The 19,185-nt window shown below is 54.7% G+C and carries 5 protein-coding genes and 1 pseudogene; 4 read left to right on the forward strand and 2 right to left on the reverse strand.

Features of this window, described 5'->3' with window-relative positions; all coding sequences use genetic code 11:
- Positions 1-20: 20 nt before the first annotated feature.
- Complete coding sequence (locus GPJ68_RS05385) at positions 21-3,104, reverse strand: beta-galactosidase (protein ID WP_180837164.1); 3,084 nt, start codon at positions 3,102-3,104, stop codon at positions 21-23.
- 121 nt (positions 3,105-3,225) lie between these two features.
- Positions 3,226-4,308, reverse strand: coding sequence for a LacI family DNA-binding transcriptional regulator (locus GPJ68_RS05390; RefSeq protein ID WP_047497888.1), 1,083 nt, complete (start codon positions 4,306-4,308; stop codon positions 3,226-3,228).
- Between the two features lie 164 nt (positions 4,309-4,472).
- Here GPJ68_RS05390 and GPJ68_RS05395 point away from each other — a divergent pair, with 164 nt between their 5' ends.
- From GPJ68_RS05395 to GPJ68_RS05405, 4 genes and pseudogenes are all read left to right on the forward strand, one after another.
- Entirely contained in the window at positions 4,473-5,081 is a 609-nt protein-coding gene (locus GPJ68_RS05395; protein WP_046275621.1) for a class I SAM-dependent methyltransferase, read from the forward strand.
- Between the two features lie 667 nt (positions 5,082-5,748).
- Entirely contained in the window at positions 5,749-7,386 is a 1,638-nt protein-coding gene (locus tag GPJ68_RS05400) for a ShlB/FhaC/HecB family hemolysin secretion/activation protein (RefSeq protein ID WP_242444887.1), read from the forward strand.
- A 12-nt stretch (positions 7,387-7,398) separates the two neighbouring features.
- A pseudogene (locus GPJ68_RS25330) lies at positions 7,399-8,335 on the forward strand (filamentous hemagglutinin N-terminal domain-containing protein); the annotation flags it as partial.
- 2,584 nt (positions 8,336-10,919) lie between these two features.
- A complete protein-coding gene (locus GPJ68_RS05405) occupies positions 10,920-19,184 on the forward strand; it encodes a hemagglutinin repeat-containing protein (protein WP_370461221.1) in 8,265 nt (2,754 codons plus the stop codon).
- The last annotated feature ends 1 nt before the right edge of the window (position 19,185 follow it).

Genomic DNA, 19,185 nt, shown 5'->3' on the forward strand with positions numbered 1-19,185 from the left:
GGGAACCTGCCCGATTATTATTATTTTTGACCCCAGACCAGCTGGTAGTGGTAGCGTCCGGCACTCAGCAGGAACTCTGGTGAAACGGAAGGACTCCAGGAGTCGTCACCGCCCACGCCCATATGGAAGCCATCAATATTGACCCAGGTACCAGCCTCCGGTTGCAGCAGATGGCGGTGGCTGGTTTCCATCAGTTGCTTCTGGCTAAAGCGGCTGATGTTGAACAGGAAGTCCCCTCGCCATTGATGCGCGCCGTAGCGTAGCTCACGCGTGTTGCAGCGTAGACCGTTTTCGCCAGGGAAAACATACGGGGTGTACATCTCATCAAGCGACAAATCCCAACGATCAAAACAGGCGGCGCTCAGGCGATCCGGGTAGTTCTCATGTGGGCCGAGACCTAACCAGTTCACGCGCTCAGCGACCTGCGCCAGCTGGCAGCTCAGGCCGATGCGGGCCGGATGTGGCGTGCCGCTGGCGACGTCGACATCCACCGTTATCTGCATCTCACCATTGCCGTCAATGCGATAGCTTTTTCGGCTGACGAACAGCGTTTCGCCCTGATACTGCCACGCATGTTCGGTGGCGATCAGTACCGCATTGCTCAGCGTGTCGGCAGCACAGTGCAGTAACGTTGCTTCGACCAGATAATGACCGGCGGCTTTCCAGCGTTCGACCCAGGCGTTAGGGTCGATGCGGGTTGACTCGCTCACGCCGATGTCGTTGTCCAGCGGCGCGCGGGTGAACTGGTCAGTAAGCGGGGTTAACAGCTGGGCTGCGTCGCCAATCCAGTACTGTGTCAGCAGGCCAGACTGACGGTCGAATTGCCAGTGCTTGTCGTTGCTCTCAACAGTAAAGGTGTTTTCGCTCACGTTCAGCTGTGGTGCGGTACGGGCAGTTGGCCGTGGCGCCAGGCTGAGTTTCTCTTCCAGCTTCCATTGCTGCCAGGCGCTAATGTGCCCGGCGTCTGACCATGCGGTGGCCTGAGGTTGCTCTACGCGTACCGTTAGCCATAGCTGGCCGGCGGTTTCCGGCATCGGGACATCTGGTAAGGTAATCACCTGGCGACTCTGTGGGGCGATATCCAACACGATTTCTCCGGCGGCCAGCGGGTTGCCATCCTGGGCAATCGACCAGTGCAGAACCTCGTTATCGCTGTGGCGGAACAGATATTCGCTGGTTACTTCAATCTGGCGTTTGGGTCCCGGCAGCAGCGTAAACTGGAAAAACTGCTGCACATGTTTGGCCTCGTATAATGCCGGATGCGGGGTGCGATCGGCGAACACCAGGCCGTTCATGCAAAACTGACGATCGTTAGGCGTGTCGCCAAAATCACCACCGTAGGCAGACCATGCCTTGCCGTTCTCATCATATTTAATCAGCGACTGATCTACCCAGTCCCAGACAAACCCGCCCTGTAGGCGCGGAAATTGACGGAACGCTTGCCAGTATTTGGCGAAGCCGCCAAAACTGTTGCCCATGGCGTGGGCGTATTCGCAGAGGATGAGCGGACGCTGCTCGCCGGGCATCGACAGCCACTTTTTAATCGACCATTTGGGTACCGCGGGGAAGGGCTGATCCTGATCGACGCGGGCGTACATTGGGCAAATAATGTCGGTCGCCGTGGTATTTGCGCCGCCGCCTTCATACTGTACCGGGCGGGACGGATCTTCTGATTTTATCCAGCGGTAGAGCGCGTCATGGTTGGCGCCATGCCCGGATTCATTGCCCAGTGACCAGATGATGATGCTCGGATGGTTGCGATCGCGTTGCACCATGCGCGTGACGCGCTGGCTCATGGCTGGCAGCCATGCGGGATCGTCGGTGAGGCGATTCATCGGCACCATGCCGTGGGTTTCAATGTTGGCTTCGTCGACCACATACAGGCCGTAGCGATCGCACAGGGTGTACCACAATGGATGGTTCGGGTAATGGGAGCAGCGCACGGCGTTAAAGTTATTCTGCTTCATCAGCAGAATATCCTGCACCATCGTCGCCTCGTCCATCACCTGACCGTTGACCGGATGGTGCTCATGACGGTTGGTGCCGCGAATCAACAGCGGCTTACCGTTGAGTAACAGCAGGCCGTTTTCAATACGAACCTGACGAAAGCCGACATCACAGGCTTCCGCTTCAATCAGCACTCCGTCAGCGGTATATAACTGGACCACAGCGCGGTACAGATTAGGCGTTTCGGCACTCCACAGCGCCGGGTTTTCGACGTTCAGACGCAGGGTAACCCGATCATGATAAGCGCCGCGTTCATCAATAATTTCGCTGCCGAGCGGGGAAGTCGTTTCGTGAGTGAGCGTTTCACCGTCCCACAATTGCAGAGTGACGCGTAAATCTTCGCACTCGTTGCCCGCCACACTGATTTCTGTTTCCAGCGTGGCGCGGCTGAAATCGTCGTTAAAACGGGTGTTAATGCGCAGGTCGCGGATTTGCGTAGCGGGCTTATGCAGCAAAGATACATCGCGAAAGATCCCGCTCATGCGCCACATGTCCTGGTCTTCCAGATAACTGCCGTCGCTCCAGCGCAGCACCATCACAGCCAGGCGGTTTTCGCCGTGCAGCAGATAATCGCTAAGATCGAATTCAGACGGCAGGCGGCTGTCCTGACCGTAGCCAACCCAGCGACCATTGCACCACAAATGAAACGCGGAATTCACCCCGTCAAAAATAATGCGCGTCTGACCTTCATCTAACCACGCGTCTTCGATACTGAATGTGAGCGAGTAACATCCTGTCGGATTCTGCGCTGGAACGTACGGGGGGTTAACCGGGATCGGGTAGGTGACGTTGGTATAAATTGGCGCGTCGTAACCGTCCATCTGCCAGTTAGAGGGGACGTTGATAGTATCAACCTGTGGCAGATCGCTCGTCAGCCAGCTTTCCGGCACGGCCTCAGGCGCGGAAAACCAGGCGAACTGCCACTTGCCATTCAGCGAGCGTAACTGAGTTGATCGCTGATTGGTGCGCGCATCATCCGCTGAGCGCCAGCTACAGAACGGCGGGTGCGCCTCCAGGCGGTTGAGCTGCGTGACGCCGGGATTTTCCCAGTCACGGCGGGCCAGTACAGCGGAGAGTGAATCTGTGTTCAGGTTCATAACGGTATCCTGTTTGAATTTGTTATTCGCTCACAATTTCAATCAAAATACGAATAAGCGATCCCCACTGTAAAGGATGGGGCGCTCAATGAGTGAACTGACTCACACAATTGTTATGCGTTCACAATTTGGGTGTGAGCTGCGAAACTTGCCGCGCTAGCTGGATCAGTGAGTCGGCCAGCACCTGGGGTGAGAGGGTTTGCGTATCGGGAGGCAGAACCGTATTGCGCTTAACCAGGGTTACGGGCAGCAGTTGGTTGCCCACGCTTGAGGTCCCACGGGGAAGTTGCAGCAGTCTGTCGACGCTGGTTTCACCCAGTAACGGAAAATCCTGCCTGATGGTGGTCAGTGGTGGGATGTAGCAGGCGCTGTCTTCGGTGTCATCGTAGCCGATCACCGAGATATCAACCGCCACCCGCAGACCGAACTCGCTGATTGCCCGCATCGCGCCCAGCGCCATTTGATCGTTAGCGACCAGCATGGCAGTGGGGAGATTACCACCATTAAGCATATGCAGCGTTTGCTGAAAACCTGACATCGCGCTCCAGTCGCCTTCCAGCTCCGCGGTGGGTTGCAGCTGGTAGTGCGCCAGATATTTATGCCACCCCGCATGGCGAAGCCTTGCCGAAACCGAAGTGTGTGGCCCGCTCAGCAGGGCGATACGCTGATGCCCATGCTGCACCAGATGTTCAACGCCGAGACGTGCGCCGTCGTCATGGGAGAAAATCACGCTGTTAATTGGCGTTTGATCTGAGACATCGAGAAACAGTACCGGCACCGTACCGCAGGCGGCAGCCACGGCAATGGCGTCTTCTTCATCCAGCGGGTAGTTGATGATAAGCCCGGTTACGCGTTGAGAAAGCAGGTTGTGGACTGCGGCTTTACATGCCTCAACGCCGCTACGTTCGACCATGGCGATCACCACGCTGGCCCCGGACTGGTCGGCGCGGGATTTTATGGCGGCAACGATTTGCGAGGGGGCGTGCAGGGCAAGGTTCGCCGTCACGACGCCAATCAGCGGCGTCTGTTTGCCCGCCAGCTGCTGTGCGACACGGTTGGGGATGTAATTGAGCTCCGCCATCGCGGCCTCAACTTTCTGTCGGGTTTTTGCGGAAACGTGGCTGGCCTGATTCACGACGCGCGAGACGGTCTGGTAAGAGACTCCTGCATGGTCTGCCACATCGTATAGCGTTACCGGTTTCACGTTTATCACCCCTGTCATGACGTTATCTGCGCGCTATGATGCCACAGCGGGACGGTTTTGGGGTATTTGCGCATTGGTTCTGCGAGGCGCATTCCAGGGTTGCGGATCGTGTGCTGGAGGATTTATCGTCGTGATGCTTAACAGCATAAAAAAGTGAGGACATCGTGAGCGACTCTGCGGCAAACAACATTCTGTCCATCTACCAACGTCATGCGGAGGCCTTTGCCAGCCAGCGTTCACGCGCACTGTTCGAGAAAAGCTGGCTGGATAAGTTCATCACCGTGATGGGCGGGCAGGGCAGCATTGTGGATATTGGCTGCGGCAACGGTCAGCCGATTGCTGGTTATTTTATTCAGCAAGGCTTTCAGCTTACGGGAATTGATGGTTCTGCGGCGATGCTGGCGCGGGCCCGGCACTCTTTTCCCGCACAGCGCTGGCTGGAGCAGGATATGCGCGAGCTGGGACTTAACGAGACTTTCGATGGTCTGATCGCCTGGGACAGCTTTTTCCATTTAACTCAGCAGGATCAGCAAAAGATGTTCCCGATTTTTGACCGACTCAGCCGTCCCGGCAGCGCGCTGATGTTTACCAGCGGGACGGAAAACGGTATCGCGATGGGGCAATTTGAGGGCGAACCGCTGTTTCACGCCAGCCTCGCGCCGGATGAATACCGCGCATTGCTGTCAGCGCACGGTTTTGTGGTGGTAGAGATGGTGATGGAAGATCCGCACTGCGCCGGGCATACCATCTGGCTGGCGCAAAAACGTGGCTAAACTCTCAACGTTAAGCGTTCCCTTCTCTTCCTTCCCTTCTGCTTTGGTGAGCCCTATTAAAACAAAAGGCATAATTGTCAAATGAGTGAGTTGGTTGCTAAAAAATACTGATATGGGCTGTATTCGTCGGAACGAAATTTACACAGGGTATAAATCGACAAGAATAAACCCAGGGTTGCAATAAAACCATTGAGCATTGCCAGAATAAGGAAGAAAAGAACGATCGCGGAAGGTTTAATTATGCTGGTATTCATTTCTAATTATTCCATGTTTTTTAACGCTATTACTTTACGACAATTAAGTTAAGCGATAATAGTACAATTTCCAGGTATTGCGGATTCCGCTTATTTAGTGCCGGGGAGGTGTGTCTGTTAGCACGATGCGAGTGGCGTCATCGTAGCGTATTGTCCAGAGCGTTAATGTGGGTAAATGGGCGATTTGCGATGGGATTAGGTCAACAGAGTAAGAATAATTTAACTTAAGAGCATAAGAAATCCTAAAATGCAATTGGAATGAAGTGAAATAGCACTTAATGTCTTTACTTTTGTTTACATTTTGTGCTTTTTTACAAGGATCGGCTGTGCTTTACAGTCAAGTTCGCTTTCGTACTTTTATGGGGGGTGGGGTGAAGTTCAGGGATGAAAGAAAGTTGGCAATATTAATTGGGATGTTAATTTTGCCGTTCACAACTGTTTCTGCGACGCCACTCTCTCCTGCGGATCGGAATACCATTCAGCAGCAACAGCAGCAGCGACTTAATGAAAACCAGCGCCAGCGTGAAGAGCTGGAGCGTAGCGTTACGCTACCCGAAACCGTAACGCCGAAAACGCCAGCCCAGACTGAAGGGCCGTGTTTTATGATTTCGCGTATTGATATTGACGGCGCAACGAAGTTGTCCGCCGCTGCCTCGGCAAAGCTTACCGCGCCATGGGTGAATCAATGCCTGAATATTCCCCGCCTTACGGAACTGACAAATGCAATTTCCGACTGGTATATCAGTCGAGGCTACATCACCAGTCGTGCTTTTTTAACCGAACAGGATCTCTCATCCGGGGTGCTGCACATTGCGGTGCTTGAGGGTAAATTGCAGCAAATACGTCTGGAAGGCGTCCCATCGCGCACTCTGCTGATGACCTTTCCCGGAATGGAAGGAAAAATTCTCAATCTGCGTGACATTGAACAGGGGATGGAGCAGTTGAACCGGGTTCGCCAGACGCCGGTGGAAATTGAAATTTTGCCGGGCAGTCAGCAGGGGTTCTCAATAGTTAACCTCACCGCCACGCCTGAATTTCCACTCAATGGCTCAGTTAGTTTTGATAACAGTGGACAAAAGAGCACCGGAACCGGACAGCTCAGTGGTGCGCTATTTTTCAATAATATGCTCGGCCTGGCGGATAAATGGTTTATTAGCGGCGGACGCAGTAGCGATTTTTCCAGCAGCAAAGATGCGCAGAACTTTGCGGCCGGCGTGAGTATTCCTTACGGCTACGGACTGCTTGATTACAACTACAGCTGGAGTAACTACCTCAGCACGATTGATAACAATGGTTATGCCTGGCGTTCCACCGGAGATAGCGAAACCCATCGTCTGAACGGATCCTGGGTTTTGTTTCGCAATGGTGATGTCAAAACCGCTGCATCGCTGGGTTTGACGCATCGAATTAACCGTAACAAATTGAATGATATCCTGCTGGAAACCAGTAGTCGCAAGCTTTCCAGCGTTTCGCTGGGCATCAACCATACGCAAAAAATTGCTTCCGGCGTTGCGACGTTTAACCCTTCATTCACCCAGGGCGTGCCATGGTTTGGCGCAGAGGATGACAACGATAAACAGGGTGATGTGCCAAGGGCGGAGTTTCGCAAATGGAGCGTCAGCGGTAGTTTCCAGCGCCCGTTGGCAGAGAAACTGTGGTGGCTAAGCAGCGTGTATTTTCAATGGTCTCCAGACCGACTCTATGGAAGTGAACGCCTGACGCTGGGCGGAGAAACCTCCGTTCGCGGTTTTAAAGAACAGTACATTTCTGGAGATAACGGCGGCTACTGGCGCAATGAAGTGAATTATTCGCTATTTACGCTGCCGGTGCTGGGACAGATTGGCGCGATAGCGGCATTCGACGGCGGCTGGCTGAAACAGGATAACGTTGATAGCTATGCCTCCGGCACGTTGTGGGGGGCTGCGCTGGGATTAACCAGTTCAGGGCGCTGGTTTTCCAGTCAGTTTACCGTAGGAACGCCAGTTAACTATCCGGACTGGCTGGCGCCGGATCATCTCAATGTGTATTACCGCGTTGCGGTGGCATTTTAAGGAATAAGGGTGATGAAAAAGGATCAGGTTCGTTTTTCCCAGCGTTTGCTAAGTGGCATGTTGAGTTTCCTGTTGGCTACCCAACCACTGCTCCCAGCGATGGCCGCCGCCATCACGCCTGAAGGCAATACGCAGATGGATAAAGCCGCCAATGGTGTTCCGGTGGTGAATATTGCCACGCCGAACCAGTCCGGGATTTCACACAATAAATATAACGACTACAACGTGGGAAAAGAGGGGCTGATCCTCAACAACGCGACCGGGCAATTTACCCAGACCCAGCTCGGCGGCATCATCCAGAATAACCCGAACCTGCAACCGGGAAAGGAAGCTTCAGGGATCATCAACGAAGTTACCGGCGCTAACCGTTCGCAGCTTCAGGGCTATACCGAAGTCGCGGGGAAAGCTGCCAACGTCATGGTTGCCAACCCCTATGGCATTACCTGTAATGGTTGTGGATTTATCAACACGCCTAACGCCACGCTGACCACCGGTAAACCCGTGTTGGATGCCAACGGCAACCTACAGTCGCTGGATGTAAGCAAGGGCAGCATTACCATAGAAGGTAAGGGGCTGGATGGTAGTCAGAGCGATGCGGTGTCGATTATTGCCCGTGCCACGGAAATTAATGCTGCGCTGCACGCCAAGGATCTGACGGTTATCGCCGGCGCGAATCGCGTGGCGGCGAATGGCCAGGTGAGCCCGCTGAATGGCGAAGGGGAAGCACCGAAAATTGCGGTAGACACCGGTGCGTTAGGCGGCATGTATGCTAATCGAATTCATCTGGTCTCCAGCGAGAAAGGGCTGGGGGTCAACCTCGGGAATCTGAATGCCCGTCAGGGTGATATCACCCTCAATGCTAACGGGAAATTAACGATCGGCAACAGTCTGGCAAATGGTGGTCTATCCGCCAGTGGCGAAGGCGTCACGTTGACCGGCAGTCATAAGACCGGAAGCGGGATGGTCATCAACAGCACCGGGGCGTTAGCGTTACAGAATGCAAATCTCTCCAGCGGCGCAGGCGTGCAACTGGGCAGCGATGGCAAGGTGACGATCGAGGGGGGCGGGGTTGCTGCAGCTGGCGAGTTGCAGGTGGCTGCTAAACAGGATGTAGCCATTGCGGCAACCACTTTGGTTAGCCAGAAAAACACCTCACTGCGCAGTGACGGTTCGCTGAAAATCACCGACGGCAGCCTGACCAGTAAAGAAAAAATGCATGTTACGGGTACTAATGGGCTGGCGCTGACCCGTTCCACACTGGGGAGTGATACTGATGTCAGCCTTAACAGTCAAGGCGAACTGTCGGCGCAGGGGGGATTGCTCTCAGCAGGTAACGGATTAACGCTGAAGGCACAGCGCATAGCTCTGAATAACGCCAGTCGTGCCGATGCGAAGGGCGCATTAAGCCTGACCGGTAGCGACATGAACAACCAGGGACAGGTCAATGCGGGAGGCGCGTTGTCCCTTTCTGGTGGGCACCTCGTTAATGGTGGTCAACTGGCTGCAAATGGCAGTCTTGATGTTTCTGTCAGCAGCCTTAACAACGCAGGTCTGATGCAGGGTAACAGCGTATCGGTCAACAGCGGGGCGCTGGATAATATGGGTACGCTGGCGAGCGGCGGCCAGCTTTCAGTACAAACGGTAGCGCTGAACCAGCAGGGGATCCTGAGCGCGAAAAACGATGCGGATATCCGGGCTGATGCCACGCTAAGTAATGGTGGAAAGTTGCTCTCTGATGGCACATTAACGGTGCAGGCCGCGACAGTTGAACAACATGGCGTCCTCTCTGGCAACCAGGGAGTAACGGTCAATGCTGAAAACCTCACCGCCGCGAAAGATTCGCTGATCGCCGGGCAACAGGACATACAGTTAAACGTTACGCAAAACCTTAACCTGAACGGTCAGGTTAATGCCGCTGGTGCGCTTAATGTCGGCGCAAAGCAGTTGACTACTGGCAAAGACGGTCATTTGCAGAGCGGTCTGGACCTTGCGATTACGGGCAACAACGTGACGCTGAACGGCGTACAGGCGGCAAAAGGTTCGTTGGATGTGACGGCTGACAGGCTCAGTCATGGCGGGAAATCCACTGGGGAACGCGTCGGTTTCAGCGCGCAGCAGTCAGTTGATAACCATGGAGAGCTGCTGGCCGATACTCTGGCGCTCAGTGGGACAACGCTGACCCATAGCGGTAGCGCCAGCGCCGAACGCATCTCGATTATTGCATCTGATGGACTCGCCAGCAGCGGCTCTCTGATCGCCGACACGTTAACTCTCCAGAGTCAGCATGTCGTGAACAGCGGTCTGATGCAGGGCAACACCGCGCTGAACCTGTATACCGACAGACTGGAAAACCTCAGCGGCGGCTCACTCTACAGCAAAGCATCTCTAGCGCTGGATATACCGTATCTGGCTAACCATGGGTTGATTACAACCGACGGTTCATTGCACCTCAACGGTCGCCAGTTGGTTAACGGCGGAGAAATTAACGGCGTTAATCTGCAAAGTGAATATGCGACGATAAAAAACGAAGCCGCGGGACGCCTGCTGGCTGACACGTCATTATCTGTTCACGGACAGCAGACAGATAACCTCGGACTCATGGCCGCCGATACGCTCGCACTGAACAGTCAGGACGTGAATAACGAAGGTAATGTGTTGTCGGTGGGTGAATTAAGTCTTAAGAATCAGACTCTCCACAACACTGGCTTGCTGCAGGGCGGTACGCTGAATCTGGAAGCAAATACGTGGCAAAATAGCGGTAATGCGTTGGGAGAAACGGGGGTAACGGCAACAGTACACGACGCGTTCACTAACCAGGGAAAAGTACTCAGTCAACAAGGTATGACCGTGCATGCCGCCAGCGTGAATAACAGCGGAATGCTGGCAGCGAAGGTGCTGGCATTATACGGCGATCTCAGCAACAGTGGGATCCTGCAGGGGAATCAGGCGCTCGCCTGGGATGGGAATCGCTTTACAAACCTTGCTGGTGGCAGGTGACCAGCGGTGAAGATCTACAGCTCAGCGGAAAGCGTTTTGAAAATGATGGCCAACTAGAGGGCCGTACCGCGGCGATTAGACTGGATAACCTGCGCAATAGCGGCAGCGTTCAGGCACTGGACAGTCTGAAGATTAAGGCTAACGGGCGACTGGATAATCAGGGATCGCTGCGCAGTCTCAACCTGTTTGAGTTGGCTGCGGCACAGTTGTTTAACGACGAAATGATTGCTGCAAAATCCCTGAGCATTTCCGCACCGGAGCTGGTGAATAACGGCATTGTGCAGGGTAATTCGGCGCTACAACTCACCACCCGCAATATGTTCAATGGTCAGCAGGGACAACTGGTTAGCGGCGCGGGGTTGGATTTAGGCCTAGACACGCTGGAAAACCACGGTCTGCTGCTGACAAATACCGACTTCACACTGCGCGGCAGCAAATTAATTAACGCAGGTGATATTCAGGCCGATTCCCTGAACCTGACGCTGGCGAACTCGGTTGAAAACCAGGGGAGTATGGTGGCGAAACAGGGGGCGTCGATGAATACTGCATCCCTGGATAACCGCGGTACGCTGGCGGCGAAAAGTGTCACTCTGGATGGAAAATCAATCCGTAACAGCGGTCTGGTACAGAGCAACGACAATACCTCGGTTTCTGCGAATACCTTCATCACGGATACCGCAGGTAAATGGCTGGCCGGTAATGCGCTGCTGGTGCATTCCGGTGCGATGGAAAACGCCGGCGTACTGCAAGGCGATACCCTGACATTCACTGCCGACTCGCTGAATAACAGCGGCGTGTTTAACGGTTTGCATGGCCTGGAAGGCAAGCTGTCCGGGCGACTTACCAACCCCGGACACATTCAAAGTGGCGGCGCACTGACGCTTACGGCTGATGATATCAACAGCGCCGGGCGTATTACCGGTGACAGGCTGACACTTGCAGCCTCGACGTTAAACAATACAGGCCTGTGGCAGGGGACGAATGGGCTTACGCTGGCTGGCGATGTGCTCACGACGGGCATTACGTCCCGTACGCTGAGCGGCGGCGCGTTGAGCGTCAATGCCGGCACTATCACGACGCAGGGAACGCTGCAGGGGCAGCAACTTACGCTGACCGCAGATGACTGGCTGCACAAAGGATCGCTGATAAGCCTGGGTAATCTGACGGCTGATGTAAACAACGGCCTTACTACATCAGGCGAAGTGATGAGTCATGGCGGAATGTCACTGACCGCGCAGCAGCTTGATAACAGCGGCAAGCTGCTCAGCGAAAGCGACGTAACGCTAGACGGCGTGCAGCTTAATAACAGTGGCACGGTACAGGGAAATACCCTGACCCTGCAGCAAAACCGGATCCACAATCAGGGTACGCTGACCGGTCTGCAAAGCCTGACGCTAGAGGCGCGTCAGCGTCTGATGGCGCGCATGGCGATGGCTTCACCGCAACAGGAATTGATTAACGCAGCAGGTGGTTCACTGCTGACGCAGGGGACGCTGAAACTCTCTTCTGGTGAGGTGACGAATAACGGCGTGTGGCAAGGGCAGTCTGTTCTGCTCAATGCGCAAACGCTGACAAACAACGGGGCAATACAAAGCGCCGACGCTCTGCAGCTTACGCTCGCAAATAACCTGACGTCTGCGGCGGGCAGCAAAATTACTGCCCTTGGTAACGCGACTCTACAGGCGCTTTCTCTGGCTAACGCCGGGCAATGGACGGCGAAAAATCTTACGCTGAAGGGGACAACCCTTGATAACAGTGCGGCGATTAGCGGCGTAAATGCGTTTACGCTTGCCATGAACGGCGCGGTCAGGCAGCAGAAAGCGGGCAGTATGCTGAGCGGGGGCGCGTTGGATCTGACTGCGGCGTCAGTCACCAATGAGGGCAAAATTCAGGGGGCGACGCTGGGCATGACGACCGGCGCATTGACCAACAGCGGACGACTGCAAGGGGATAATGGCGCAACGCTGTCGCTGAGCGGTGATTTGATAAACCAGGCTTCCGGGGAGATTGTCAGCCGCCAGGGGCTGACGCTTTCTACGCCAGTGCTGTCCAACTACGGTTTAATGCAGGGCGGTGGAGAGACCCATCTTAACGCCACAACTCGCGCACTCAATGACGGCAAACTGCTTTCTGGCGCGGGAATGAAGCTGACCACGCCGCAGTATTCCGGCGCAGGCTGGTTACAGGCGGCAAACCTCATTCTGAATGCAGCAACGGCCACCAATAGCGGGAACTGGCTGGCTGACAGCGCCACGCTTGCAGGGACCAGTTTTACCAACCTGGGAACCGCGCAGGCCGGTCAACTGGCGGTGAAATACACGCAACTGACAAATAACGGTACGCTGTTGGGCACCTCGCAACTGAGTGTTAATGCCAGCCAGATTAATCAGAATGCGGCAGGGAAACTGTTCAGCGGCGGCGATCTGTCCGTTGAGAGTCACGGGCTGGGTACGTTGGGGCAGGTGGTTGCGTTGGGTAATCTGACGCTGAAACTGGTGAATGACTTTACTGTGCAAAGCGCTTTTGCCGCGGGTAAAACGCTGACCATTACCAGCGATGGCGCTATCGACAACCGTAGCGTGCTTCAGGGGCAATCGCTCAACCTGACGGCGGGCGGACAGCTCAGCAATAATGGACAAATCACCACTGGCAACGGCGCCAGTTATCTCAGCGGCGACAGCGTAGCGCTCAATACCGCCGGAACGTTACAGGGCGGCGGTGATATTACGCTGGCCAGTCGCGGTAATATTTCAGTCTCTGGTTTCACCGGAACGCGTGGCTCTCTGACGCTCAATGCACCGGGTGCCATCGTCAATACGGCGCTGTTGTACGCGGCAAATAATCTGGCGCTATATGCTAACACCATTACCAACCAGCGCGGCGATATCCTCGCGGGAAACAATCTGTGGATACAGCGAGATGCGGCGGGAAATGCCAACAGCGAAGTGGTCAACACCTCCGGTAATATCGAAACCCAGAACGGTGATATCACCATCAAAACCGGGCATCTGCTGAATCAGCGGGATGGGCTGGTGTTAAGTAACGGCAAAATTGAAGATCTAACACAACAGTATGCCTGGCTGAATGAGAGTTTTGCAGATATTCCTCTTTCTGAGCTAAAACTGGGAACTGACTATGGTTACATTGTTAACCGATCCTGCAGCGGTGGAGGGAGTCCGGGGCACGGCGCGAGTCCTGATTGTTACGACATAGCTGTTCCTAAGGCGATGAAAAACAGTCCGACGAAGGAGATTGCAGTCTCACGCGCAACCCTTTCTGTCTCTGCCAGCGGTGGGGCCGGGCGCATCAGTTCATCTCGTGGAATGGTCCTTCAGGCGGGACATCTGGAAAATAATGCCAGTACGTTGCTGGCTGGCGGGGACATGCACCTTTCGGGTACAACCCTGCAAAATCAGTCTTGGACAGACGGTACAGTTACCCGATATCGGACGTATGCTGCTGACCAGCAAGGTAATAAATGGGAAACGCCTGCTGCGTCAGTAAAAGCTGATAGCTATAGAAAGACTCCAATTCATTACATCGCACAAGGGAAGGACCGAGAAGAAGCTTCGGGTGCAACGATTTATCGCTCAGTAATCCAGTCGGGCGGAAAAATTCAGGCAGTTTTTTCACAAGATATTAGCAATACCAGTACCACTCCTAATACGGGGGGAGTGATAAATACCATCGTTACCCCTACCCTCAACACCCTCAGCAACCAAACCATCAATAATGGGGTGCAAAAGCAGGCGCTGGCAAGCAATGACACGGTAAGTGTCAGCTCTCCACAGTGGAACGATCGACTGCATGACGTATTGCAGAAGATTAACGGCGGCGGCGCGCTGGAAAGCAGCGGCGTATCAGACGCTACGCTCAACCCTGTTTCTACCACGCAGAAAGGTAACGCCAGCCTCGGCCAACTCAATGGCCTGATTAACCCAGGCGAGAAGGGCGTGAATGCCGCCGGGATAAATCAGGGCAAAACGGTGGATACCAGCGCTTATCCGTTGCCTTCCGGAAAGAACGGGTATTTCGTCGTCTCTGACGATCCGAAAAGCCCGTATCTGATCAACGTTAACCCGAAACTGAATGGTCTTGGTCAGCTCGATCCCAGCCTGTTTGGTGATTTGAATGCAATGCTGGGTATCAAACCTGGCGAAGCGCCGCGTGAAACCAATATTGCGTATACCGATCAAAACCAGTTCCTGGGATCGGCCTATATGCTCGATCGTCTCAAACTGAACCCTGAATATGACTACCGTTTCCTCGGTGATGCGGCGTTCGATACCCGCTATGTTAGTAACGCCGTGCTGAATAAGACGGGAAGTCGATACATCAACGGCATTGGTTCTGACCTTGACCAGATGCGTTATCTGATGGATAGCGCTGCAAGCACTCAGCAGTCGCTGGGACTGAAATTTGGGGTGGCGCTGACGGCAGATCAGATAGCGTCCCTTGAGCACAGCATGCTGTGGTGGGAAGCCGCCACCGTCAACGGTGAGACGGTAATGATACCGAAGCTGTATCTCTCGCCGAAAGATATCACCGTGAACAACGGTAGCGTCATTGCCGGGAATAATGTTCAGCTTACCAGCGGGAATATCACCAACTCCGGCAGTACGCTGTTGGCGAGAAACGACCTCACTCTCGACAGCCAAAACAGTATTAACAACCTTAACAATGGTCTGATGCAGGCCGGGGGCAACCTCGACCTGAGCGCGATTGGTGATATCAATAACGTCAGCTCCGCCATCAGCGGAAAAACGGTAGCGCTGGAAAGCCTGGGCGGCAACATCAATAATCTGACGCTGGCGGAACAGATTGATGTGAGTGCCAGGGACAAATACCGCAATGTGAGCTTTAAAGATACTCTGCTGGGGTCTACGGCATCGATAACCGCGCAGGACGGATTGTCGCTCTCGGCAGGCAAAGATATCACTGTTACTGGCGCGAATCTCTCTGCAGGCGGCTCATTGCTGATGGATGCGTGGGGGGATATTGCGGTAAATGCCAACCAGATTAACGATGCCCGGAGTCGCTCCGGACGCTGGATAACTGAGACTGGTCGGTCGTCAGTGGACTGGCAGGGTAGCGCCATCAGCGCGGGCGGTAACCTCGGTATCAATGCCGGGAATAACCTCAATATCACCGCCAGCGATGTTAAAGCGGGAGGGAATGCTCAGCTAACAGCGGGTAACGATCTCAATCTGAATGCGGCTACCACTCAGCAAAGTAGCCGTAACGGGGGCAGTGAATCGCACAGCACCGGGCTTTCCCGTACTACCGTTTCAGCGGGTGACAATCTGGTGTTGAAAGCGGGTCAGGATATTAATTCCCATGCGGCTGGGCTGGCTGCGGAGAATGATGTCGGTCTGCTGGCCGGGCGAGATGTCAACCTGCTGGCTGAAGCAACGACCGACGGCGACAGCTATCGTGCGAAGAAGAAAACCGTAGTCAATGACGCCGTACGCCAGCAGGGAACGGAAATTGCCAGCGGCGGCGACGCCGTCATTATTGCCGGGCGTGATGTAAACGCACAGGCAGCAGATGTTACGGCACAGGCCGATATCGGCGTAACGGCAGGCCGGGATGTGAATCTCACGACCGCCACAGAGAGCGATTATCACTACCAGGAAACCACGAAAACCAAAAAAGGATTCCTCAGTAAAAAGACTACCCATACGATTGAAGAAGACAGCGCTACGCGGGAAAAAGGCGCGCTGCTGAGTGGGAACAATGTGACTGTCACCGCCGGGAATAACATTTTGGTACAGGGCTCAGCCGTTGCCGGTGACGGCAATGTGGCGCTGGGGGCTGGCAACAATGTGGATATTGTTGCCGCCACCAATACCGATACCTCATGGCGCTTTAAAGAGACTAAAAAGAGCGGCCTGATGGGGTCAGGCGGGATCGGCTTCACCATCGGTAGCAGCAAAACCACGCACGATCTGCGCGAAAAAGGCACCACCCAAAGCGAGAGCTTCAGTACTGTCGGCTCAACGGCGGGCAACGTCAGTATCACCGCAGGCCAGCAGGCACATATCGGCGGCGCGGATATCATCGCCCAGAAAGATATTGCTGTTCGCGGCGACAGCGTACTTATTGAACCGGGTCATGACAAACGCACACGTGATGAGAAGTTTGAGCAGAAAACCAGCGGACTGACGGTGGCGCTGTCGGGGGCTGCGGGCAGTGCGGTGAACAGCGCGGTTTCAGCAGCACAGGGAGCAAAACAAAGCAGCGATTCCCGACTAGCGGCACTGCAGGGTACGCAGGCAGTTCTCTCCGGAGTACAGGCCGGGCAGGCTGTGGCTCTGGATCAGGCGAAAGGGACCGCTAAAGACAATACCAATACGATAGGTGTCAGTGCTTCTCTGGGCTCACAGTCCTCAAAATCGACCTCCCACAGTGAGCAGGATTCAACGACGGGAAGTACTCTGAACGCAGGCAACAGCGTCAATATCACGTCCACAGGAAGCGATATTACTATTGCAGGCAGTGAAGTGAAGGCCGGTAAGGATGTGGTGCTGGATGCCACACGTGACGTGAATCTTATCGCTTCGCAGGATACGCAACTGACGACCGGTAAAAACAGCAGCAGCGGTGGCAGTATTGGCGTGGGTATCGGTGTGGGTTCCGGTGGCGCGGGGATCAGCGTCTCGGCGAACGCCAACAGCAGTAAAGGGCGTGAGAAAGGCAACGGCACCTGGCAGAATGAAACCACGGTGGATGCGGGTAATCAGGTCACGATAAACAGCGGGCGGGACACTACGCTTGCTGGTGCGCAGGTCAACGGCAATCAAGTGACGGCAGATGTAGGCCGCGATCTGACGATTACCAGTACGCAGGACAGCGACCACTACGATAGCAAACAGAACAGCGTGAGCGGAGGAGTGGGATATACCTTCGGCGCGGGGACGGCTTCTGCGAGTATCAATGCCAGCCGCGACAGGATGAAGAGCGACTATGACTCGGTGCAGGAGCAGAGCGGGATATTCGCGGGAGACGGTGGCTTTGATATCACCGTGGGCAAGCACACCCAACTGGATGGCGCGGTCATTGCTTCTACCGGTTCAGTGGATAAAAACAGTCTGGATACGGGCACGCTGGGCTTTGGCGATATCCGCAATCAGGCAGATTACAAAGTGGAGCACCAGGGGGGAGGGATCAGTACGGGAGGCAGTATTGGTCAACAGTTCGCGGGTAATCTGGCGAACGCCCTGATTGCCGGAGGTGGCAGCAGCGGGCATGCGGAAGGAACAACGCAGGCGGCGGTGAGTGAGGGGACGTTAACTGTTCGCGACACGGAAAACCAGAAGCAGGATGTCGCCGGTCTGAGCCGGGATGCGGAGCATGCAAACGGCAGCATCAGTCCTATTTTTGACAAGGAAAAAGAGCAGAGACGTCTGCAAGAAGTGCAACTGATAGCCCAGATAGGTAACCAGGCGGCGGATATCGCGCGGACGCAAGGTGAGATAAATGGCCTGAACGCGGGTAAAAAAGCACTGGCAAAGGAAGGCATTCCTGAGCCGGATGTGAACGCCAGTGATGAAGAAAAAGCAAGATACCAGACGCAACTACGGAACTCCGCGGCATATAAAACCGAGCAGACGAAATACGGTACGGGCAGTGACGTGCAGCGGGGTATTCAGGCTGCAGTAGGCGCTCTGCAAGGGCTGGCTGGCGGTAATATTGGCGCGGCGCTGGCGGGGGCATCGGCACCGGAGCTTGCCAATATCATAGGCCATAAGGCGGGCCTCAGCGAGGATGATATCGCGGCTAAAGCTATCGCGCATGCGATACTGGGTGGTGCTGCGGCGGCTATGCAGGGGAACAATGTAGCAGCCGGAGCGGCTGGCGCAGCGGCAGGAGAGCTTGCTGCAAATGCGATACTGAAAACGATGTATCCGGGCAAGCACGTCAGTGAGCTGGATGAAAGTGACAGGCAGTTAGTCAGCAATCTTGCGACTATTGCATCCGGGCTGGCAGGTAATCTGGCCGGGGGGGATTCGAAAAGCACGACAACAGGGGCGCAGTCTGGTAAAAATTCAGTTGAGAATAATCTGCTCGGCGGTACTGAAAGCGGCCAGGAGAAGTTTGTTCAGGAGCATGGCAAGAATATCGCATCTTGCAGCACTGACCCAAGCTCAGCGTCCTGCCAGAAAGGGCTGGCGATGAATGATGCCCTGATGGTGGCCCTTCCGGCGGGTCTTGGTGGTGGTTTACTGGCTGCGGCCACACCTGAAATCGCAGCGGCTGCTAAAGTAGCGATACAAGCGTGTGCAGGTAATGTAGTGCTGTGCCTGAATAATGCTGGTATCCAGATGTCAGAAGCGATAGTGCCAGGTGGTGTTGGAGCTGGCGGTGCTGTAGGTATCGGAAAAACTGCGGCAGAGGCGACTGCGGCTAAAGCTGAGACAGTGGCGGCTAATGCAGTGAGGAGTCTTCCGTCTGGTTCGGGGCCAAAAATTAATACAGGCAAATTTGGTCAACTTGATTTAGATGCAATTTCACAAACCGGTGCTAAAACAGATTCGGCCGTTAAAGCGGGAAATTTCACTGTTGCTGGTAGAGCATTGCAAAAACATGGCAGTCGTGAAGGGAGCGCTTTTCCTGTTGCCAAGGGCACACCGGCTCAGATGAATGAACAAGGGCAAAAAATATTGGATGGCATTGTTAAAACTCCAGGCGCGACGGTCAAAGAAGGTAACCGCTTTGGTGGTTTTGATGTTATAGCGCCTGACGGACGGGGAGCTCGCTTTGACCCTCAGGGTAATTTCCGTGGATTTTTGGAGCCTTAAG

The sequence above is a fragment of the Citrobacter sp. 172116965 genome (assembly GCF_013458095.1).
Taxonomy (GTDB): domain Bacteria; phylum Pseudomonadota; class Gammaproteobacteria; order Enterobacterales; family Enterobacteriaceae; genus Citrobacter; species Citrobacter braakii.

Excerpts from the sequence above, each read along its gene's own strand:
- GPJ68_RS05385 (WP_180837164.1), bottom strand. The coding sequence starts at position 3,104 with ATGAACCTGAACACAGATTCACTCTCCGCTGTACTGGCCCGCCGTGAC.
- GPJ68_RS05400 (WP_242444887.1), top strand. The coding sequence starts at position 5,749 with ATGTTAATTTTGCCGTTCACAACTGTTTCTGCGACGCCACTCTCTCCT.
- GPJ68_RS05405 (WP_370461221.1), top strand. The coding sequence starts at position 10,920 with ATGAATACTGCATCCCTGGATAACCGCGGTACGCTGGCGGCGAAAAGT.